General features: G+C 57.8%; 21 protein-coding genes. 9 read left to right on the top strand and 12 right to left on the bottom strand.

Annotation, left to right across the window (positions count from 1 at the left end):
• Positions 1–90: 90 nt before the first annotated feature.
• On the top strand, positions 91–528 hold the full coding sequence (locus ACR0DE_RS07470; protein ID WP_170392114.1) for a DMT family transporter: 438 nt from the start codon (positions 91–93) through the stop codon (positions 526–528).
• Here the strand turns inward: ACR0DE_RS07470 and ACR0DE_RS07465 are convergent.
• Together ACR0DE_RS07465 and ACR0DE_RS07460 are read right to left on the bottom strand one after the other, a co-directional pair.
• Positions 512–1,198 (bottom strand): ABC transporter ATP-binding protein, encoded by a 687-nt coding sequence (locus tag ACR0DE_RS07465; RefSeq protein ID WP_170594719.1) that lies wholly within the window; start codon positions 1,196–1,198, stop codon positions 512–514. The genes ACR0DE_RS07470 and ACR0DE_RS07465 overlap by 17 nt on opposite strands.
• Complete coding sequence (locus ACR0DE_RS07460) at positions 1,191–2,477, bottom strand: lipoprotein-releasing ABC transporter permease subunit (protein ID WP_170401484.1); 1,287 nt, start codon at positions 2,475–2,477, stop codon at positions 1,191–1,193. The genes ACR0DE_RS07465 and ACR0DE_RS07460 overlap by 8 nt, the downstream gene beginning before the upstream one ends.
• A gap of 392 nt (positions 2,478–2,869) precedes the next feature.
• Between ACR0DE_RS07460 and ACR0DE_RS07455 the strand changes: the two genes are divergently transcribed.
• Positions 2,870–3,226 carry a hypothetical protein gene (locus ACR0DE_RS07455; protein ID WP_170401488.1) on the top strand — a complete coding sequence of 119 codons (357 nt, stop codon included), beginning with the start codon at positions 2,870–2,872 and terminating at the stop codon, positions 3,224–3,226.
• A 30-nt stretch (positions 3,227–3,256) separates the two neighbouring features.
• Here the strand turns inward: ACR0DE_RS07455 and proS are convergent, their stop codons facing one another.
• A complete protein-coding gene (gene proS, locus ACR0DE_RS07450) occupies positions 3,257–4,597 on the bottom strand; it encodes a proline--tRNA ligase (RefSeq protein ID WP_170465087.1) in 1,341 nt (446 codons plus the stop codon).
• Between the two features lie 132 nt (positions 4,598–4,729).
• Between proS and ACR0DE_RS07445 the strand changes: the two genes are divergently transcribed.
• The 5 genes from ACR0DE_RS07445 to ACR0DE_RS07425 all read left to right on the top strand — a co-directional run bounded on the left by ACR0DE_RS07445 (position 4,730) and on the right by ACR0DE_RS07425 (position 10,550).
• Positions 4,730–6,127, top strand: coding sequence for an FAD-dependent oxidoreductase (locus tag ACR0DE_RS07445; protein WP_480752428.1), 1,398 nt, complete (start codon positions 4,730–4,732; stop codon positions 6,125–6,127).
• On the top strand, positions 6,127–7,101 hold the full coding sequence (locus ACR0DE_RS07440) for an isopenicillin N synthase family dioxygenase (RefSeq protein ID WP_480752427.1): 975 nt from the start codon (positions 6,127–6,129) through the stop codon (positions 7,099–7,101). The genes ACR0DE_RS07445 and ACR0DE_RS07440 overlap by 1 nt, the downstream gene beginning before the upstream one ends.
• Positions 7,102–7,191: 90 nt before the next feature.
• On the top strand, positions 7,192–8,265 hold the full coding sequence (locus ACR0DE_RS07435) for an AI-2E family transporter (protein WP_170392915.1): 1,074 nt from the start codon (positions 7,192–7,194) through the stop codon (positions 8,263–8,265).
• A complete protein-coding gene (locus tag ACR0DE_RS07430; RefSeq protein ID WP_480752426.1) occupies positions 8,266–8,955 on the top strand; it encodes an HdaA/DnaA family protein in 690 nt (229 codons plus the stop codon).
• A 50-nt stretch (positions 8,956–9,005) separates the two neighbouring features.
• Positions 9,006–10,550 carry a Ppx/GppA family phosphatase gene (locus tag ACR0DE_RS07425; RefSeq protein ID WP_480752425.1) on the top strand — a complete coding sequence of 515 codons (1,545 nt, stop codon included), beginning with the start codon at positions 9,006–9,008 and terminating at the stop codon, positions 10,548–10,550.
• Here the strand turns inward: ACR0DE_RS07425 and ACR0DE_RS07420 are convergent, their stop codons facing one another.
• From ACR0DE_RS07420 to ACR0DE_RS07390, 7 genes are all read right to left on the bottom strand, one after another.
• A complete protein-coding gene (locus tag ACR0DE_RS07420; RefSeq protein ID WP_480436234.1) occupies positions 10,551–10,910 on the bottom strand; it encodes a hypothetical protein in 360 nt (119 codons plus the stop codon).
• Between the two features lie 49 nt (positions 10,911–10,959).
• Positions 10,960–11,952 (bottom strand): endonuclease/exonuclease/phosphatase family protein, encoded by a 993-nt coding sequence (locus ACR0DE_RS07415; RefSeq protein ID WP_480752424.1) that lies wholly within the window; start codon positions 11,950–11,952, stop codon positions 10,960–10,962.
• 3 nt (positions 11,953–11,955) lie between these two features.
• Entirely contained in the window at positions 11,956–12,636 is a 681-nt protein-coding gene (locus tag ACR0DE_RS07410) for a TerB family tellurite resistance protein (RefSeq protein WP_480752423.1), read from the bottom strand.
• 9 nt (positions 12,637–12,645) lie between these two features.
• Complete coding sequence (locus tag ACR0DE_RS07405) at positions 12,646–13,170, bottom strand: N-acetyltransferase family protein (protein WP_480752422.1); 525 nt, start codon at positions 13,168–13,170, stop codon at positions 12,646–12,648.
• On the bottom strand, positions 13,167–13,769 hold the full coding sequence (locus ACR0DE_RS07400) for a VOC family protein (RefSeq protein ID WP_480752421.1): 603 nt from the start codon (positions 13,767–13,769) through the stop codon (positions 13,167–13,169). The genes ACR0DE_RS07405 and ACR0DE_RS07400 overlap by 4 nt, the downstream gene beginning before the upstream one ends.
• A 109-nt stretch (positions 13,770–13,878) precedes the next feature.
• Entirely contained in the window at positions 13,879–16,005 is a 2,127-nt protein-coding gene (gene scpA / locus ACR0DE_RS07395) for a methylmalonyl-CoA mutase (RefSeq protein WP_170661943.1), read from the bottom strand.
• Positions 16,002–16,817, bottom strand: a complete 816-nt coding sequence (locus ACR0DE_RS07390; RefSeq protein WP_480601169.1) for a hypothetical protein — start codon at positions 16,815–16,817, stop codon at positions 16,002–16,004. The genes scpA and ACR0DE_RS07390 overlap by 4 nt, the downstream gene beginning before the upstream one ends.
• 170 nt (positions 16,818–16,987) lie before the next feature.
• On the opposite strand from ACR0DE_RS07390, the gene ACR0DE_RS07385 reads away from it, so the two are divergent.
• A complete protein-coding gene (locus ACR0DE_RS07385; RefSeq protein ID WP_480567226.1) occupies positions 16,988–17,434 on the top strand; it encodes a DUF4174 domain-containing protein in 447 nt (148 codons plus the stop codon).
• A gap of 76 nt (positions 17,435–17,510) precedes the next feature.
• Here the strand turns inward: ACR0DE_RS07385 and ACR0DE_RS07380 are convergent, their stop codons facing one another.
• Positions 17,511–19,556: an acetyl-CoA carboxylase biotin carboxylase subunit gene (locus ACR0DE_RS07380; protein WP_170512365.1), complete on the bottom strand. Its 2,046-nt coding sequence runs from the start codon at positions 19,554–19,556 to the stop codon at positions 17,511–17,513.
• A 117-nt stretch (positions 19,557–19,673) separates the two neighbouring features.
• Entirely contained in the window at positions 19,674–19,877 is a 204-nt protein-coding gene (locus tag ACR0DE_RS07375; protein WP_170392147.1) for a hypothetical protein, read from the bottom strand.
• A gap of 650 nt (positions 19,878–20,527) precedes the next feature.
• Between ACR0DE_RS07375 and ACR0DE_RS07370 the strand changes: the two genes are divergently transcribed.
• Positions 20,528–21,679, top strand: coding sequence for a DcaP family trimeric outer membrane transporter (locus tag ACR0DE_RS07370; protein WP_480752420.1), 1,152 nt, complete (start codon positions 20,528–20,530; stop codon positions 21,677–21,679).
• Positions 21,680–21,710 lie beyond the last annotated feature (31 nt).

Raw genomic sequence — 21,710 nt, 5'->3', positions numbered from 1 at the left:
CTCCCTCCTGCTTGGCAAATCGAGACTTGCCGGGAGTTCTCGCTGGCGCAATGATCCAGATCAACGAAATAGGCGCAGGGACAAAAGGCAATGACACAATACGCAGCCATCATGCTGGCCGCCGGGATCGGCGTTCCCATCCTCGCCGCGCTGAACGCCGCATTAGGCAAGTTGATCGGCTCACCCAATGCGGCCGCCGTCATCCTGTTCGCGATCGCGTTTGTCGCTTCAGCGCTGGCGCTGTTGGTACTCGGTGGATCCGATGCCTTTGCCAAACTCACCCAAGCCCCCAAACATCTGCTGCTGGGCGGCGTATTAATCGCCTTCTATGTGCTATCAATCACCCATGTGGCCCCACATTTTGGCGTGGGCAATGCGGTGTTTTTCGTCTTGCTCGGCCAGTTGATCAGCACAGCTGCGATTGACCATTTCGGTCTGTTCGGCGCTCAGGTTACGCCGCTGACATTCATGCGGGCAGGAGGCATTACGGTGATGGCAATCGGGGTCGCAATCACTCAGCTGGCCTGAGCACGCCACCCTCCAGCCGCAACATCCGGTCCATCCGCGCCGCCAGATCAAGGTTATGCGTCGCGATCAGCGCCGAAAGCCCCTCATCCCGGACCAGCGCCATAAGGGCCGCAAACACCTGATCCGAGGTATCGGGGTCCAGATTGCCGGTTGGCTCATCCGCCAGCAGCACACGTGGCTGATTTGCCAGTGCCCGGCAGAAGGCCACGCGCTGTTGTTCTCCGCCCGACAAGGCTGCTGGCCGGTGATCTGCGCGCGGAGCGACGCCAACGCGATCAAGTAACTGCATCGCACGGGCTTGCGCTACTTTCTCGGAAGCACCGTTTGCCAGTTGCGGCAACACGATGTTCTCCAGCGCCGTAAACTCAGGCAACAGATGGTGGAACTGATAGACGAAGCCAACATCGCGCCGACGGATCGCTGTGCGCGTGCGATCCCCTTTGCCCGTCGCGCCCTGCCCCGCGACTTCGACTTCGCCTGTATCCGGGGTATCCAGCAGGCCCGCGATATGCAGTAGGGTCGACTTGCCCGCCCCGGATGGCGCAACCAGTGCCACAGCCTCACCCGCGCGCAGCTCCAGATCGGCACCGCGCAGAACCTGCACCTCTCCTGGGGTGCCTTGCAGATAGGTCTTGGTCAGACCGCTGAGCCTCAAGGTCACATCACTCATAGCGCAGCGCCTCAACCGGGTTCAGCCGCGCTGCGCGACGAGCCGGGAAATAGGTGACAAGGAAAGACAGGCCAAGTGACAGCCCTATCGCTTTCATGACGTCAGACAGGTGCAATTCGGCGGGCAATGCGTAGATGCCGCGAATGGACGGGTCCCAGACGCCGCCACCCATGACGTAGTTCACGAAGGAAAAAATCGGATCGATATAGATAGCGAAGAGGCAGCCCAGTACGACGCCCATCGCTGTTCCGATGATTCCCGTAAAGGCCCCGCAAATGAAGAACACCCGCAGCACTGATCCTTCGCTGAGCCCGATGGTGCGTAAGATACCGATGTCGCGCCCTTTGTTCTTCACCAGCATGATCAACCCCGAGACGATGTTCATTGCAGCAATCAGCACGAGGATCGACAGGATGATGAACATCACATTGTCTTCGACCTCCAGCGCCCGCAGGAATCCTCCAGAGGCATCCTGCCAAGTCCATATCTGGCTGCGCTCACCTGCGGCCTCAAGTATCGGAATCAGGATCGGGGTCAGCTCTTCGGGGCGCTCGACCATCACTTCGATCTCGTCCGCCACGCCTTCACGGTTGAAGAAGCTTTGCGCCTCGGCAAACGGCATGTAGACGCGCGTGCGGTCGATGTCATAGCGCCCGGCAGAAAAGACATAGACCACCTCATAAGCGTTCACGCGGGGAGATGTGCCAAATGCGGTTTTGACACCGTTGGGCGAGGTCAGTTTGACCCGATCCCCCACCGTCGCCCCGATGGCCCGCGCCACGCCCGAGCCGATGGCGATGCCGTCCGGGAACCGGGACAGGTCACCATAGGCCTCTTCGCTTTCTGCAATACCGGGCAACTCGGCCAGATCGTCGGGACGAATGCCAAAGACCTGCACGCCTGAACTGCGGTCCGCATTGGTGATCAGCACCTGCCCTTTGACAAGCGGTGCTGCCCGTTCGACCCCCGGCACCTGCGCGATCCGCTCGGCCATTTCATCGAATTCCGTGATGGTGCGGTCTAGCCGCCCCTGCGCATCGATTTCTCCGGCGGAATACACCGTGACATGTGCGTTGGCCCCAAGAATAGTGCCCACGAATTCTGACCGGAATCCGGACCGAACAGCCAGCGTCGCGATCAGAGCGAACACAGCGAGCGTAATCCCGATCAGCGAGATCCAGGTCATCACGCTAACGCCCCCTTCGGCCCTACGGGCACGGAGGTATCGCCAGGCGATTTTCCATTCGAAAGGGGCAAAGGGCGGGGGAGATTTGGCCATTTCTGCCTCGGGTTCAGATTTTTCGCGACCCTTTCGACATTTCGCCGGATGGTCAAGCCAGTTATCGTGCGGACACCGGTTCGGCGTTACTGCGCCCGATAAAGGGGCGAAAAGAACAGTTTGAAACGAATCATTTGCCCCAAGCGCCAAATCATCACCGGCAACGCGAGAAATCACTGGCCGCAAATTATACCAATGGTTGTGAACCCCTTCACAGACAAGGGCTTATTGTTTCAGTTATGAAGTCAATGTGAGATATCAGCACCCGACTGAGTCACAATCGCAACATTCAGGTGCGAAATATTGTTTCACAAATTGATTAGTGTGAGAAACTTTGTCACCCTACTTGTGTGGGGGACACATTTTAAGAGTTTAAGGGCGGAGGCACGCTCATGGGTATTCAAGAACATATGGAAGGCACGGGCCCGATTACTGCCCGTTCAGCAGCAACAGAACTGGATTGCGAAAGCGCCGCATTGTTGCGGGCAGCGATCAGGCCAGTTTTCACAAGCGCAGCAAGCTGGGCCGGTTTGGCCGACATACTGCGGGACAAAGGCTATCGCCTTGCTTTCCGGCAGGGGCGGCTGTGCATCACGGATCGCGCCACTGACGAACGCGTCTGTGGATTGCGGTTTCTGGGCTTCGAACTGGCGGAACTTGTACGCCGCTTTGGTCGCCCGATCGTGGTCGCACGCGGCAGCGAAGCGGACGGCGATTTCCTGACCGCACGTCCGACCTCAGCTTCCTGAGCTAAACCGCCGAAGGTTGCACCGCCTTGTTCAGGCGATGCCCTCATAGATTTCTGCGATCTTGGTGACGGCCGCTTCGGGGCTGAGTTCCTCACTTTCGCCGGTACGGCGGCTGGTGAGTTCGACCACACCGTTCTTCAGACCACGCGGGCCCACTGTGATGCGCCACGGCAGACCGATCAGGTCCATGGTGGCAAACTTGCCCCCTGCCCGTTCATTCCGATCATCATAAAGCGGCTCAAGCCCCAACGCAGTCAACGCGCTGTAGAGTTTATCGCACGCCGCGTCCGCCTCTTCATCACCTTGCTTCAAGTTCACAATGCCGCAATGGAATGGAGTCACGCCTTCGGGCCAAATGATGCCCTTATCGTCATGGCTGGCTTCGATGATCGCACCGATCAGGCGGCTAACGCCGATGCCGTGGCTGCCCATATGCACCGGAACCGGCTTGCCATCGGGGCCTTGCACAGTCGCTCCAAGAGCTTCGGAATACTGGGTGCCAAAATAAAAGATCTGCCCCACTTCGATACCACGCGCCACGCGGCGGCGGTTTTCGGGGATTTGGTCAAACAGGGCTTCGTCGTGGGTTTCGTCCGTTCGGGCGTATTTAGAAGTGAACTCTTCGAGGATCGCCTGACACTGTTCGCGGTTATCATAGTCGATCTCACGATCGCCGAAGGTCAGATCGGTGACCGCGCTGTCATAAAAGACCTCGGATTCGCCAGTATCGGCCAGTACGAGGAACTCATGCGTGTAGTCACCGCCGATAGGTCCAGAATCAGCGCGCATCGGGATGGCTTGCAGACCCATCCGCTCATAAGTACGCAGATAGCTGACCAAGTGGCGGTTATAGGCGTGCAGCGCGTCTTCTTTGGTCAGATCGAAATTGTATCCGTCCTTCATGTAGAACTCGCGCCCCCGCATCACGCCGAAACGTGGGCGGATTTCATCGCGGAACTTCCACTGAATCTGATAGAGCGTCAGCGGAAGGTCTTTGTAGCTGCTCACGTGGCCGCGGAAGATGTCGGTCACCAGTTCCTCGGCGGTTGGCGTGTACAGCATATCGCGACCGTGGCGGTCCTGCATGCGCAGCATTTCCTGGCCATAATCGTCATAACGACCGGATTCGCGCCACAGGTCGGCTGATTGCAGAATCGGCATCTGGATCGCGATGTGCCCAGCCCGCGCCTGTTCTTCATGCACAATGTTCTCCAGCTTGCGCAGAACCTTGAAGCCCAATGGCAACCAAGAATAAATCCCGGCGGCGGCCTGTTTGATCATCCCGGCACGCAGCATCAGCCGGTGGCTGACGATCTGAGCCTCCGAGGGGTTTTCCTTAAGAACGGGCAGAAAGTAACGGCTGAGGCGCATAACGTAACCTTACGGGTGAGAATTTCGCTGCAAGGTGATTATTCCAAAGCCTAGCCGGGGGCAATCGCACATCGGTGTTTTGCGACCCATGCGCAGTCGGTTTTTTGATTGACCGCAACGCCGAGGTTTTCAATGTTGGCGCAAACGTTCAACCGCGAGGCAGCAATGCAAACAATCACCGAACCCGCCCGCCAGATCCCCGTTGTTCACCAGACCGACGTATTGGTTGTCGGCTCGGGCCCCGCTGGATTGTCAGCAGCGCTGGCTGCCGCACGCGCTGGGGCCGAAGTTTCCTTGATGGATAGATTCGGTTGCATGGGTGGGAATATTACGGCAGTCGGCGTCGAAGGCTTTGCCTGGTATCGCCACGAACAAACTGTCGAGGCCGGAGGCATCGGCATGGAGTTCGAAACCCGCGCCAAAGAGATGGGTGCAGCAGTGCCTGAAAGCCAATCGCTCAGCTACGAACTGGACAGCGAGGGCTTCAAGCTGGTGGCCGACAAGCTGGTTGAAGAGGCTGGCGTCCATCCGATGTTGCACCGGCAATTCGTTGCTCCAATCATGGAAGGGGATCGCATCACTGGGGTGATTGCCGAATCCAAAGCGGGGCGTGAGGCGATCTTGGCCAAGGTTGTCATCGACGCCACCGGGGATGCAGATGTAGCGCATCGCGCGGGCGCCCCGACGCACAAGACGCCGCGTGAGGACATGATGGCGGCTTCGGTGATGTTCCATCTGGCCGGTGTCGACAAACGGGCCTTTATTGAAGGTGTCAAAGCCGACCCGCAGACCTATAAGGACTGGGGTGGCGGTGGCGAATGGAATATCGAAACCTCGGGCAAAGAGGACGACATGTTCTCGCCCTTCGTCAAGAAACCCTTCCAGCAGGCGATTGATGAGGGCCTGATACCGGCTCATTTGAACACGATCGCGGGGACCTGGGGGGCGATGCACGATACCGGAGAACTGACCTATATGAACCTGATTCATATGGACCAGATCGATGGAACCGACCCCGACAGCCTGACCTTTGGTGAAATCGAAGGCCGCCGACAGGCGATGCTGGCCATTGATGCCCTCCGCCGTTTCATGCCGGGGTGCGAAAACGCACGTCTACGCAATTTCGGAATGACCATCGGCATTCGGGATACGCGCAAGATCGATGCCGTCTACAACATGACCGAAACCGATGCCCGACATCAGGGCCGGTTCGAGGATTCCATCGGTATCTACCCTGAATTCATCGATGGCTACGGCATTCTGATCTTGCCGACCACGGGGCGATATATGCAGATTCCGTATCGCTCGATGCTTCCCAAAGGGATCAAGGGCCTGTTGGTTGCGGGCCGGTCCCATGGCGCGGATCGGGTCGCTCACGCCGCAACGCGCAACATGTCCTGCTGCGCGGTCATGGGGCAAGGCGCGGGAATTGCTGCGGCGTTATCCTTGAAAAGCAATCAAGATCTCGACAGCATGAACCTTGTTCCTGTGCATCAGGAACTGGAACGACAAGGCGTGAGAATTAACTGATGGAGCGTATTCCAACCATTGATATCAGCCCGCTGACTGATCCTTCTGGTCCGCTGTATCAAGCAACGGTCGCGCAGATCATGGATGCCTGCACCAGCATCGGGTTTCTGTCGATCACAGGGACAGGCATCGCGCCTGAGCACATCGAGCAGGTGCGCGAGTGTGTCAGTGCGATCTTTGATATCGACGAGGCCCGAAAATGGGATCAGGCCATCACCCGCGAAAACTATCGTGGGTACATTCCGATGGGGTTCTTCACGCCCAATGACGGCTCGGGCGCGGCGGATAAGTACGAAGGGTACAAGCTGCATTTCGAAGCAGCCGAAGATGCGCCGATCCGGGTTGAATGCGCACTTTACGGCCCGAATATCTGGCCCCGAGAAGTGCCCCAGGCCCGCGCGGTAATACTGGATTACTGGCTACAGCTTGATGGCGTAACAGATCTTTTGCTGGGTGCATTGGAAGTGGGGTTAAAAATCCCGCCCAACACACTACGCGACGCCTTCCGTGACCCGATGACCAACATGACCCTGCTACACTATCCGCCACAATCCCCGGATGAGCGTGGCTATGGAATTCATCCGCATAAGGACACCGACGCGCTGACAATAATCGCTCCCGATCCGGTCGGAGGACTTGAGGTGCAGACCCGCACCGGCGGCTGGATCACACCGGACTGCCCGCCCGGCGGCTTCGTGGTCAATATCGGCGACATGCTGGAACTGTGGTCGGGCGGGCGGTTGAAATCGACCCCGCATCGCGTGGTTAATCGATCCGGGCGTGAACGCTATTCCTTCCCTTATTTCGCCGTTCCGCGCCACGATGTGGTGGTTGCGCCACTGCTGCCTGCCCTGTCCGGCTTTGATCGCCCGAAGGTACATTGCGGACACTGGTCGGCGGAAATCTGGCGCACCAACTGGCCTGATGAAATGGCCACAGGTGAGACACCGGAACTGGGTACTCTGACAGACTAGGGTATAAAAATCGCGCGCCATGAACCGCTTGCATCGCCGGGCGTCATGGGCCAAGAACACGGCAATGCTGTGCAAACGAGGGATTGCGCCATGGCCTTGCCGGTGAAGGATCAGCTTAGATACTGGGGCATTGCCGCCGCTGTTTTCGTGCTGCTTTTGTACCTGTTGGGCGATGTCTTGCTGCCCTTTGTGATCGGTGGTGCGATTGCATATTTCCTTGACCCCGTTGCGGACCGCCTGGAAACACTCGGCCTTTCGCGCATGGCTGCGACCGGGATCATTACCGTTGTCGGCGTGTTTGGTTTTGTTTTGATGATTCTTATGGTTGTGCCCGCGTTGATCACACAGCTACTGGATCTGATTGATGTTTTGCCAAGCCTTTTTAAAGAACTGCGCGCCTTTATTGAGAAACAATTCCCGGCTTTGCTCGATCGCGAATCAAATACCCACCAGATGCTGGTGTCATTTGGCGAGACGCTGAAATCAAAAACCGGCGATGTGCTGCAAACCGTTCTGGCCTCATTGGGTTCAGCGATAAATGTCGTCGTCCTGCTGGTTATCGTACCGGTTGTAGCGGTTTACCTGCTGATGGATTGGGATCGCATGATCACCCGGATCGGAGAGCTCTTGCCCCGTGATCACGCCCCCACGATCAAACGACTTGCTGGTGAAATCGACGCCGTTCTTGCCTCATTCGTGCGTGGAATGGGTACCGTCTGCCTGATCCTCGGCACCTACTATGCTGTCGCATTGATGCTGGTCGGTCTGCAATTCGGCCTGATCGTCGGCTTCATTGCAGGACTGGTAACCTTCATCCCCTATTTGGGCGCCCTGATCGGAGGCACCTTGGCCATAGGCCTGGCCCTGTTTCAGTTCTGGGGGGACTGGGCACATATCGGTTTGGTCGCCGGTATTTTTGCTATCGGACAGGTGACCGAGGGCAACTTCCTGACACCCAAACTCGTCGGTAGTTCGGTGGGCCTGCACCCGGTCTGGCTACTGCTGGCCTTGTCGGTCTTCGGCGCGCTGTTCGGCTTTGTCGGAATGCTGATCGCAGTACCTGTAGCGGCTGCCTTGGGCGTGCTGGCACGGTTTGCGACCGAGCAGTATCTGCACAGCCGCCTATATACCGGGCTTGAAGGGCTCAATCAGGAAGACGAATAAATGGCCATGCAGCTCAGCTTTGATCTGCCGTCCAAGACTGCCTTGGGCCGCGAAGACTTTTTCGTCTCGCCTGCTAATGCGCTAGCTGTTGCGATGATCTCTGCCACCTCATGGCCTGGCAACAAACTGGCGCTGAGCGGCCCTGCAGGATCGGGCAAGACCCATCTGGCGCATGTCTGGGCCGGCGAGACCGGCGGTCGAATCGTACAAGCCGCCGCGCTTCGATATGACGACGTGCCGGACCTGGCGCGCGGTCCGGTGGCGGTCGAAGATGTGCCGGTAATCGCGGCGGACGTCGAACAGCAGAAAACTCTGTTCCATTTGCACAATCTGGTTCTGGCCGAGGGCCACGCCTTGCTGATGACCGGGCGCACGACGCCGAAACTGTGGCATCTGCCGCTGGCCGATCTGCAAAGCCGGGCCGAAGGTGCGCATCATGTGTCGCTTGAAGGGCCGGACGATGCGTTGCTGGGCGCAGTGCTGGCGAAGCTATTCACCGACCGGCAGCTCAATCCGGGGCCTGATGTCATAGCCTATCTGGTCAAGCACATGAATCGAAGCTTTGAAACCGCCGCCCGCGTGGTCGAACAGCTGGACGAAATTGCGCTGACCGAAAAACGCGACATCACCCGTGCGCTGGCGGTGCGTCTATTGAACACAGAAGCCGAACAATCGGATGCCTGCAATTGACCGGACAAGGGTGATCTCGCATCCTGTCGCGCAAAAGACCTGGGGACACCATGACCAAGATTGCCGAGACTGATTTCCCGGATCACGGGCTGTTCGGAAGGCCGCTGTTCGAAGATCCGGGCGCCCGTGCACTTTCCCGGGTCGGGGTTGTCGATATCGGATCGAACTCGGTCCGGATGGTGATTTTTGACGGTGCGGCGCGCTCACCGGCCTATTTCTACAATGAAAAGGTGATGTGCGAACTGGGCGCCGGCCTGTCAGAGACCGGCCGACTGAACCCTGAAGGTCGCAAACGGGCGCTGGCTGCCTTGCACAGGTTTCAGCATCTTGCCAGAGACCTCGGCCTGCCCGCCCTGCACGCGGTCGCCACCGCTGCGGTGCGCGAGGCCAGCGATGGACCGGATTTCTGCGCGCAGGCAAAAGCCGAAACCGGCCTGATCATCAACGTTGTCGATGGCGAGGAAGAAGCACGGCTCTCAGCTCAGGGCGTGCTGCTGGGTTGGCCCGGAGCTTATGGGCTGATCTGCGACATCGGTGGCTCGTCCGTCGAACTCGCTGAGATCGGAGGCGGCATGGTCGGACGTCGCATGACTTCGCCCCTGGGGCCGCTCAAGCTGCGCGATATCAAAGGCGGTCGCCGAGCGCGTAAGGAGCATATCAAGAAGACGCTGGAAGAGATGCGCGACCGGATGGGCCCTCAACGTGATCGGCTGTTTCTGGTCGGCGGCAGCTGGCGCGCCTTCGCACGTCTGGACATGCTGCGCCGAGGCTATCCGCTGAACGTGCTGCACGAATACCGCATGACACAAAGTCAGGTACGCGAGACCATCAAGTTCATCGAACAGAATGATCCTGATGAATTGCGCGCATTGGCCGGTGTGTCGGGATCGCGTATGGCATTGATCCCCTATGCAATGGATGTGCTTTCACGCCTGATCCGCACGTTCAAACCAAAGGACATCGCGATTTCAAGCTACGGCATCCGCGAAGGATTGCTGTATGAACAGATGCCGCAACGCCTGCGCGACCGAGATCCTTTGATCGAAGCCTGCCGGTTTGCCGAAGCGAAAGACGCGCGCTTGCCCGGTTTCGGCAAACACCTGTTCGATTTTGTCATGCCCTTGTTCCGTTCGGCGCCGGAACCGATGCTGCGCCTGATCAAGGCAGCTTGTCTGCTGCATGACGTCAGTTGGCGTGCGCATCCAGATTACCGGGCCGAGGCCTGTTTCGAATATGTCACCCGCGCCAACATGAGCGGGATCAAACACTCCGAGCGGATCTTTATCGGGCTCGCTTTGCAACACCGATATCGCAACAAACGCGAAGGGAGCCGCTTTACCGAGCTTTACGAACTGCTCGACGAACGCGGCCAGGAACAAGCCGAAATCCTGGGCAAAGCACTACGGTTCGGAGCGATGCTTTGGATGCAGCACGACGCAACCATGGGCAAGATGCGTTACTATCCCAAAAAACAAAAGCTAGAACTGCGTCTGCCCAAATCGGCAGGCGCATTGTTCAACGAAGTCGCCGAGGCCCGTTTTAACTCGTTGGCCGGCGCGCTGAAATCAGAACCCAAAGTGATCATTCGGGGATAATCAGATATCGGTATAACCGTTAGAAGTCTCTTCTTCCGGCACAACTTCTTCGGGCTGATCTTTGGGCTTCTTGCGGATGATAATGTCGCCGTTTGGTAACATCTCGGGCGATTCATACGCGCTCCAATCCTGCACCTGAGCAGCCAACTCAGCCAGCGCCGGACCCATTTCCCGCATGAAAGACTGCAAAGCCGGACCAAATTGGTCCGCAAATCCACGCAGGTCTTCGATCGTGGGCTCCATCTCTTGCCGCAAGCCTTCCAGAAACAACTCGGCACCCCGCTCCATCAGCGACTTACCCGAATCGTCCTGTGCTTGGGCAGGCAGGGCCAAGGCAGTACAAATAGCGCTGATCAGCATGAGACGTAGCATAGCTTGAATATAAGCGAGCGTGCCGAGTGTTGAAAGGTCAGAGGTCGATATCCAACGTCACCGGGAAGTGGTCGGATGCGGTTAGCAAGGCATCCCTCAGCTCGGGGTTGCCCCAGCAGGCGGCATCGCGAAACGGATGCCAGATGCGCCAGTTCGGGTGGTGGGCGCGCAAATCCTCGCTAATCATGATGTAGTCCAACAACGCCTCAAGATACCGTCCCTCATTAGGCCGCGCAAATCGTGCAGTTGCTGGGACAGAACCGGGGCGCAGTTCCAATGCCCTTGCTGCATGAGGATCATAGAGCCCCGCCTGCAACAATATCTCGACCGACGATCGACCGAAGAGGTGTTCGAACTCGTCCAGCCCGGGTCCGTCATTGAGATCGCCCAGCAAAATCACCGGCTCTCGCTCCGTCAAATGATGTCGGACCCGTCGACCCAGCCATACCGCCTGCGCCAACTGCTTACGGCGATTGGCAATCGAAATTCGTATCATCTCATCCCGCGATGTAGCGCCATGGGGCGCTTTGGACTTCAGATGCGCCCCGATCAGTCGAAACTCCTGCCCTGAGGTTGTTTGGATCGCCAATTCCATCGGAGGCTTTGAAAACCGCACAAGATCCTCGGTCGCATCCACATCCAGGTCGATCCGGAACTCGGCATCGAAACGCGGCGCGTTCTCAGCCTCCCTTGCGTCGTGTTTGGCTGTAAGAATTTCGGGATCATAAAGCAGGGCCAATTCCTGATGTGTATCATTGGGAAATCCCATGATTGCATGGCTTGTACGCAGACCGAACGCCTCGGAAAATCGCTGCAAGGCACGGACGGTATTCTGAGACTTGCCTGTGTTGGGGGCTTCGACGATCAGCATCGCATCGGCATCAATCGCCGTCAGCACCTTTGCGATCGCCTCAACCTGCCGGGCCTTGGTCACATCGTGACGCCCTGACCAGCTGTCATCGACAATCAGGCTGTCATTGCGATCAAACAGGTTGGCGAACCATTCGATATTGTAGGTCGCCAACCGCACGGATCAGACCCGAGCGCCGTTGATTTCATCCCAGGCGCGGTTGATATCGATCATCTTTTTCTCGGCCAGCCGCACCGCCTCTTCCGGAACGCCGCGTGCCAACATCGCATCGGGATGAGTTTCTCGCACCAGTTGCCGCCAAACCTTGCGAATTTCGGTCAGAGGAGCGTCGCGGGGAACGCCCAGAACAGTATAGGGGTCTTTCGGCGCATCCGGTACGAAACGAGCGCGCAGGGCCATGAACTGAGCGTCGGTCTGGCCGAAAATGCGGCTGACTTCTTCCAAAAACTCGTTTTCGTTCGGGTGGTAGAACCCGTCCGCCATGGCAATGTGAAACAGCCCTTCCATCAAATCGCACAGGGTGGTGCTATCTTCGGCGAACATGCGGGCAATCCGGCGGGCATAGTCCTGATATCCAGCAACGTCTGTCCGTGCCATGTCAAAGACCTTGGCCGCCCCGTCTTCATCTTCGGGCGCGATCTGGAACACTTCACGGAAAGCCGTCACCTCATCCCGCGTCACCTGACCGTCGGCCTTGGCCATCTTGGCGCCAAGCGCCACGACAGCAATCGCAAAGGCCACCGAACGTTCTGGCTGCGTTCGCAGTTTCTCAAACACCGCAGTCAGGCTTTCGCCCTGGGCAAGCGCATTCAGCGCGTCGGCTATTCTGGACCAGATCGACATGGGCGCACCCTAGCGTGCCTTGTCACGACTGTCAGGTGCGACAGATGACTGCGGGCCGAGTATTTTCTGCATCAGGACAAGATCCAGCCGCTGCCCCCATTTGAACCCCACTTCAGGCATGCGTCCCACCTGCTTGAAGCCAATTGCCTTATGGAAGGCGATGGCTGCGGGGTTGGCCGATGAAATGCCCGCCACCAAGACATGCACGTTATCCTCCCGCGCGATGGCTTCAAGAGCCTCCATCAACGAACGGCCAACATGCTGGCCTCTGGCTTCGGGTGCCAACTGTATCGAATGTTCGCGGCACTGCGCATATCCCGGTCCCGAGCGGAAGGCGCCATAGGTCGCAAACCCCTCGACGGCACCACTGCGCTCGGCGACGAGAAAAGCAGGGCCTTTGGTTTCGATCTCTGCGGCCACGCTTTCTACGCTGCGTTCATCGTTGGTGAACGTGATAAGCGTATCTCTGATGATCGCGTTTGCGATCGCCCTAATCGCAGGTGCATCTTGGGTTCTGGCCTGCCGGATGTTCATTCCAGCACGCGCAACCCGTGCGGTGTTTCGAATTCAGCGCGCAATGCAGCCGGGCCGCTGTCAAACGCGACATACTCCAACGCCCCCAAACCTTTGGCTAAGTCGATTGCATCCGGATGGCACACAATCAGGCGGCGTAACCGGCAGCCACTGTCCTGAAGCATTTGCGCCGGATGCAGATCACCCTGCCACTCGATAAGCGCCGGAAAGAGGTTGTCAAATGGCAGACGTCCACTTGGGGGGACTGCCATACGCCAGCGCAGCGCGCCTCGGTTCAGATCGATAGGTTGTCCGACGCCGTCAGGGAAAACGGTCAGTGACGCTTCGATATCCGGAACCCGGCAAATCCAGTTGGTCAGGCGGGGTGATCCGGTGAACCGGTCCAGATCGAACCAGCGCGTCCTTTGCGGTTTGGAGGCTTCGGGGTCGATCGCAATCGCCTCCAGATAGAGCCCATCCCGCAAGCCCAGAAGTCGATTATACGTTCCGAATTTTTCGTGCTTGCCGCCGTCCCGAAGCCGTACGCCCAGCGCCTGTTCGATATGGTCAGAAGCTTCTTCAAGCGTTTCGCCCGCAACAGCCAGATGATCCAGTAACATGAAGACGCCTCCTGATGACAAACGACCAGACCATTTGGGTCTGGTCGCATGTTTTCCGCAAAGGGGCGAAATCACAAGATTTTTCGTACGAAAAATCTTGGCGCTGGCGTCAAGTTTTGGCTTCGCCGATCAAACGCAAGATGTCTTGTGCCGCTTCAGGGATGTTCGTTCCCGGACCAAAGATCGCCTTCACACCGTGATCGTAAAGGAACTGGTAATCCTGTTGCGGAATGACCCCACCGCAGATGACTATGATGTCTTCAGCCCCTGCCTTTTTCAGTTCCTCAACCAACTGAGGCGCCAATGTCTTATGCCCCGCAGCCTGCGAAGAGATCCCGATCACATGCACATCATTGTCCACCGCGTCCTGTGCGGCTTCTGCAGGTGTCTGGAACAGAGGGCCGACATCTACGTCAAACCCGATATCAGCAAAAGCAGTGGCGATCACCTTGGCCCCTCGATCGTGGCCGTCTTGCCCCATCTTGACCACCAGCAGACGCGGGCGACGCCCCTCGGCCTTGGCGAATTCTTCTATGGAATTCTGAATCGCGGCAAAACCTTCGTCACCCTCGTAGGCCGCACCGTAAACACCGGCCAGGGTCTTCACTTCGGCACGGTGGCGACCGAACTCTTTCTCCATTGCCATGCTGATCTCTCCTACGGATGCGCGGGCTCGGGCGGCCTCGACGGCGGCGGCCAGCAGGTTGCCTCCCTCGCGGGCGGTTGTTGTCAGGGCGTCCAGCGCCTGTTGGCAAGCCGCCTCGTCGCGCGTTGCACGGATACGCTCCAGCCGCGCGACCTGAGCTTCACGCACGGCCACGTTATCGACGTCCAGAATATCGATCGGGTCTTCTTGCTCTTTGCGATACTTGTTGACCCCAACGATGACCTCTTCGCCCCGGTCGATCATGGCCTGACGGCGCGCAGCGCTTTCCTCGATCCGCAGCTTGGGCATGCCACTGGCAACGGCTTTGGTCATACCGCCCATTTCCTCGACCTCTTCCATAAGAGCCCAGGCTTTTTCGACCAGCTCGTTGGTCAGGCTTTCGACGTAGTAAGAGCCCGCCAGCGGATCGACCACATCAGTCACGCCGGTTTCCTCTTGCAACACCAGCTGCGTGTTTCGCGCGATACGTGCCGAGAAATCGGTTGGCAGCGCGATCGCCTCGTCCAGTGCGTTGGTATGCAGCGACTGTGTGCCGCCCAGAACCGCGCTCATGGCCTCATAGGCGGTGCGGACCACATTGTTATAGGGGTCCTGTTCCTGCAGCGACACGCCCGAGGTCTGGCAATGAGTTCGCAGCATTTTCGACCGTTCGGATTTCGCCCCGAACTCGGTCATTACCCGATGCCAAAGGGTGCGCGCAGCGCGTAGTTTGGCGATCTCCATGAAGAAATTCATACCGATGGCAAAGAAGAACGACAGACGACCCGCGAACTTATCCACGTCCATGCCCGATTCCGTCGCGGCGCGCACATATTCGCGCCCGTCGGCCAGCGTATAAGCCAGTTCCTGCACCAGGTTCGCCCCCGCCTCTTGCATGTGATAGCCCGAGATCGAGATCGAGTTAAACTTGGGCATCTCATTCGAAGTGTAATCGATGATATCCGAGATGATCTTCATCGAAGGCTCGGGCGGGTAGATATAGGTGTTACGCACCATAAACTCTTTCAGAATGTCGTTCTGAATGGTGCCCGAGAGCACGGCCTTGTCATGCCCCTGCTCTTCACCTGCAACGATGAAGCTGGCCAGAACCGGGATCACTGCCCCGTTCATCGTCATTGAGACTGAAACCTTGTCCAGCGGGATACCGTCGAACAGGATTTTCATATCCTCAACGCTGTCGATGGCCACACCGGCCTTGCCGACATCGCCCACCACACGGGGATGGTCACTGTCATACCCCCGGTGAGTCGCCAGATCGAAGGCGACCGAGACACCTTGCTGGCCGGCCGCCAGATTGCGGCGGTAAAATGCATTCGATTCTTCAGCCGTCGAGAAGCCTGCATATTGACGGATCGTCCAAGGGCGCCCTGCATACATTGTCGCCTTTACGCCGCGCGTAAACGGACCGAAGCCCGGAAGCGAGCCCATATGCGGCAGATCAGCCGTGTCTTCCTGAGTATAAAGCGGTTTGACGTCGATGCCTTCCAGCGTCTCTTTGGTCAGATCGCCCAAAGGTCGGCCGCGCAGCTCTTTTTCAGCCAGCACCTGCCAGTCGTTGGTGTCGGTCATGTCGATTTCCTCTGTTCAATTCTGGTTTCGGCGGGGGCGACCCCGCGTGCATTGCTATCTGTCCGGCAGATCAGTTCAGCCCTCCCATCGGCGCCCGAGGCAAGCCATTCCAGATCATTGGCATAATCAGCCCAAAGCTGCATCGCCTGTTCAGCGGTCAGACCATGGGGCGCGGGTTTGGGCGCAGCATTCAACGCAAGGCCATCGCTGAATTCGGGCGCGGTGCGACCCGTCAGCGCCTGAAGCTGCGCCTGTTGATGACCCGCAAATTCCTCAAACGGCAAAACGAGCAATGGGACGCCCGGGAAGGCTTGGCTAATGTCGGTGATGACGTCTCGCCAGCTCCGCTTGCTTTGCGCGATGCGTGTCCACTTTGTGGGCTCTATTGGGGCGCTGCCACGTTTGAACTTATAGGCGGCCACGGAAGACCAATACATATCCAACGCGCGTATATTCAAAGCAATTTTAGTGACTCTTCCATCAAATGCCCTTGCCAAAAACTGCCCACGTTCCTGCATACCTGGATAGAGCGAGGCAAAGGCAATATTGCGCTCCATCGAGCCCACGAAATTCTCTTGGCTGACCAATAGCTGCGTCGCGCCGTCTTGCTGACATGCGTCCAACTCGCGGCGTAATCCATCACAGACCTCAGGCGTCAATTTATTCAAGCTGTTGAGGCCATTGGAGCGTGTTCGCTCCGGCCCCCAATACGCCAGACCTTGATCTGCAAGGAGCTGCACGTTCCGGCTCAGATAGTTCTGGAAACTGGTGCTTGCACATCGATGTGCGCCGCAATGCAGGATCACTTCCATCGGCCTACTCTCCCAACGCGAAGGCCGCGGGAGCGGCGCGTTTTGTAGGCAAATTGATAAGTACGCATGGGTGGGTGCGGCGTCCACGAAGCAAATTTTTGGTGATCACACGCATTTCGTCAGTCGCATTCGCCCCAGCAGAGGCTATATTCATCACAACAGGAGGCCTCATGACACGCACGCTTGCCTTTGTTTTCTCGGCACTATTCCCGTTGGCCGCCTTGGCCGCCGACGCGACTGCCCCTGCGGATGACAGCTTTGTTCGTCCAGTAGCTGACAACGATCTAAGCGATTTTCTCTGGACGCATCGCCCGATCGTCGTTTTTGCCGATACCCCGGCAGACCCAAGATTCCAGCAACAGATTGACATGTTACTCGAAGGCGAGGACGCAATGCGGGATCGCGACGTGATTGTCTTGACCGATACTGATCCGGCGGCGCGATCATCGATCCGATCAAAACTGCGACCACGTGGTTTCCAGATGGTGTTTGTCGACAAGGATGGTGTCGTCAAACTGCGCAAACCCAGCCCATGGAGCGTGCGTGAGATTGGCCGATCCATTGACAAGACGCCTTTGCGCGAACGCGAAATCCGCGAACGACGTGAGGGCGGCTGAGCACCTGCGACATGCCTCAAGATCCCGACGGAAGCCGCTGGGAACCTTGAAAGATATGTCGCAGGTGCGCGCATCATCACTCGAACTCGATGATCACATCGTCAACGGCCAGACTGTCGCCGGGGCCCGCGTTGATCTTGGAGACAACGCCCTTTTTCTCGGCGCGCAGGATGTTCTCCATCTTCATCGCCTCAACGGTACAAAGTGCCTGACCTTCCTGCACCTCCTGACCTACTTCCACATCAATCTTCACGATCAAGCCCGGCATTGGGCAGAGCAGCATTTTCGATGTATCAGGCGGCAGCTTCTCGGGCATCAGGCGGGCCAGTTCGGCCTGACGTGGGGTGCGCACATGTACCTTGAGGTCAGCCCCTCGGTTTCGGATACGGAACCCGCCCGATATCTTTCCAACCTTCAAGACCAACGGGCTGCCATCCACGTCCAACACCGCAAGTTGGTCACCCGGCGTCCAGTCAGAGGACACACGCAGAGCTGACCCGTCTTTGAATTTGACAGTCGCGCCCTGTTTGTCAGCCTTAACCTTGACGCTGAAATCCTGCCCTTGCAGAGCGACATTCCAACGTTTGCCGACTTTCCGTTCATGGTTGTCCATCCGGCCCGATACGCGGGTGCGACGGATTTCGGCAACCCGGTGCATGGCAGCGCACGAGGCTGCGATACGGCGCAAATCCTCTTCGGGAAGGTCGACGCCTTCGAACCCGTCCGGATACTCCTCGGCGATGAAAGCGGTCGTCATGTCACCACTTACAAATTTCGGGTGATCCATGACCGCTGACAGGAATGGCAAGTTGTGACCGATGCCTTCGACTTCGAAACTGTCCAGCGCCACGCGCATCGCCTCAATCGCCTGTTCGCGGGTCGGTGCCCAGGTACACAGCTTGGCGATCATCGGGTCGTAATACATGCTGATCTCGCCGCCCTCATAGACGCCGGTATCGTTACGCACAGCGCTATCCCCTTTAGGCGCATCACCTTGCCATTTGTCATTCACAAGCAGCGGGCCGGCTGCGACCTCCTGCGGCGGGCGATAACGGGTAAGGCGGCCAATCGAGGGCAAGAAGCCACGATACGGGTCCTCTGCATAAAGACGGTTTTCAATCGCCCAGCCTGTCAGGGTGACGTCATCCTGCGTGATCGACAGTTTTTCACCAGCGGCCACACGGATCATCTGTTCGACAAGATCGACACCAGTGATCAGTTCGGTCACCGGGTGTTCCACCTGCAGGCGGGTGTTCATTTCGAGGAAGTAGAAGTTCTTTTCGCCATCCACGATGAACTCGACCGTACCGGCGCTGGCATAGTTCACAGCCTTGGCCAACGCGACCGCCTGTTCGCCCATCGCCTTGCGGGTTTCAGGGTCAAGGAACGGCGATGGCGCCTCTTCCACAACTTTCTGGTTCCGGCGCTGGATCGAGCATTCGCGTTCCCCGAGATAGATGCCATTGCCGTGACTGTCACAGAGCACCTGAATCTCGATGTGGCGCGGCTGAGTCACAAATTTCTCGATGAAAATCCGGTCGTCGCCGAAGGAGTTCGCGGCCTCGTTCTTGGATGACTGGAAACCTTCCCGCGCCTCTTCGTCATTCCACGCAATCCGCATGCCCTTGCCACCGCCGCCAGCGCTGGCCTTGATCATCACCGGATAGCCAATGTCGTTCGAAATCTTCACCGCCTCATCGGCGTCTTCGATCAGGCCCATGTAACCGGGCACCGTCGAAACCCCGGCCTCCTGCGCGATCTTCTTCGAGGTGATCTTGTCCCCCATGCTTTCGATCGCACCGACCGGGGGGCCGACAAAGGCGACGCCTTCGGCATCCAGCGCCTCGGCGAATTTGGAGTTCTCGGACAGAAAGCCATAACCGGGGTGGACCGCCTGCGCGCCGCTTTTACGGATGGCATCCATCACCTTGTCGATGACGATGTATGACTGGTTGGCGGGCGGCGGGCCGATATGCACGGCCTCATCCGCCATTGAAACATGCAGGGCGTTCTTGTCAGCATCTGAATAGATGGCAACCGTGCCGATGCCCATCTTGCGGGCGGTCTTGATGACCCGGCAGGCAATCTCGCCCCGGTTTGCGATCAGGATCTTGTTGAACATGGAACGTCCTTTGGCTTGATGTTCTGGAAACGCAAAACGCCGCCGCGGGGCGTTGACCCCACGACGGCGTGATGCGCAATGACGGACGGGACTTTTCCAGCCCCGTTAAATTCAGCTTTAGTTACAGTTGTTCTGGGTCTTGCAGTAAAGCACGTTGCCCGCAGCCCCGACTGCCGCCCCAAGCAGCGGATCTGCACTGAGGACCGCTGCCCCCAGAGCCCCCGCACCGCCGCCAAGGATCGCCTGTTCGCCGGTCGAGCCACCGCAGGCCGCCAAACCCGCGCAGGTTGCCAACGCAAGGGAAATTCGTTTGATTCGCATGGTTTCTGCCCTTCTAGATTTTTTGCAGTCTTTGAGAGCAGATGCCGATTTCGCGCCTTGTTATGCAATAACACGGACCACAAACTTGCGAATTGCGCAGGTTTTTGCCGCTTTTTGTCCAAACCTGACAAAAAGAAAACCGCGGACAGAACTCTGTGGGGAACACAAGCCTGCCCGCGGAAGGAAGGGGTACGGAATAGTAGGTGCTTGTGCGACGCAGGCAAAGTAGAGCCGCACGGCCCAATCACTGTGCACAGCACAATTCTGGCCGCCAACCAGTTATTGTTTCCATCTGAGATTCCGGCTGAAACCTGCCCATCCAGCGCGGCACCACGCAGATTTGCGCCGACGTCGTAATCGCCCGGACAGCGACGACTACGTCTGAAATCCGTCACGTTCCAGTTACAATTCGAAGACTTGTAGCGAGGCAGTGCGCGAGGCACCTCACGCAACATCACTACAAACTCACGCAAAAATCCTTCCGGTGACAGTAACTTAGATTCCGGTTTCACCGCAGCGTGAAACGTCACATGTCTACCGACACTTTTGCTTGAAAAATTGAGAGCATCTTCTCTCAACTTGGTGATTTCCCAAGAATTCAGTTGCGTGGAACGGTGCCCCTGCACACTCGCACACAAGGAACTATCCATATGATAACAAAGGGTAAAACCGCCATCCTGCTTGCTGCCAGCGCGCTTTCCGTGACCGGTATGCAAGCCTTGGCGCAAGATGCACAAACTCAGGCTGAACTGGATGCACTGCGCGCCCGGGTCGAAGCGCTGGAATCCTCCAATCCCGGGTCTGGTACTGGGGATCTGCAGATCGGCAACACCACTCTGGACGTCTACGGTTATGTCAAAGCCGACTTCTTCTATGACTTCGAATACGATCAGGGCGACACCGCATTCGTAAACGTGATTGGTGAACCCTCGGCCGAGACAGATGGTACGTTTGGCGCCACAGTCCGTCAGTCTCGTATCGGGCTGCGCACCAGCACGCCTTCGGGAATCGGTGACATTCAGGGCCAGATCGAAGTCGATGCCTTCGGCTCGGACGGAACCGCCGAATTCCGAATTCGTCATGCCAATATCCGAATTGGGGAACAATGGCTGATCGGACAATACTGGACCAATTTCCAACCTCTGGACACCTACCCGACCTCGGTGGAATTTAACGGGCCGGTCGGGATCGCTTTCGCGCGCGTACCGCAGGTGCGCTACACCAACAATATCGGATCGAATACCACCTTCGCCGTTTCCGTTGAAGAAAACGTCGGCGGCTCGGATTCGGATGATCCCGTGCTGACTGGTTCGGTCGAATACAACGATGGCAAATACATCGCTCGTGCCTCGGCGCTCTACGGCAAGGCGCAATCCGGCGACGTCGAGGTCGATCAGACCGGTTTCTCTTTGTCGGGCTCGATCCGACCGTGGGAAGGTGGGTTGTTTCAGGTCAACTATGTCAACGGCGAGGCACTTGGCCCCTACCTGATCGGCTTGGGTGACGCAGTCGTCGGGGGTCAGGCCAACGATGTTGATGGCTACACCATCGAATTCCGTCAGGACCTGAGTTCCAAATGGAACGTCGGCATCGCCTATGGTAAGGAAGACTACGACCTGCCTACATCGACCGGTACTTTGTCGTTCACCGAGCTTGAGACGATCCACGTCAATGCCTTTTACAAGGCGACAGACAACCTGACGCTCAGCGCCGAATACATCTATGGAGAGCGGAACGATACAATTTCCGGCGACACATTCGACGGCAATCGTGTCCAGTTGGCCGCGCAACTCAACTTCTGATGAAAACAGCCTACCCTGCCCATTAGCGGGC

It is taken from the genome of Ruegeria sp. C10 (assembly GCF_056537805.1).
The sequence above is the reverse complement of the archived record's forward strand: the minus strand, read 5'-3'. Positions and strand labels throughout refer to the sequence as shown.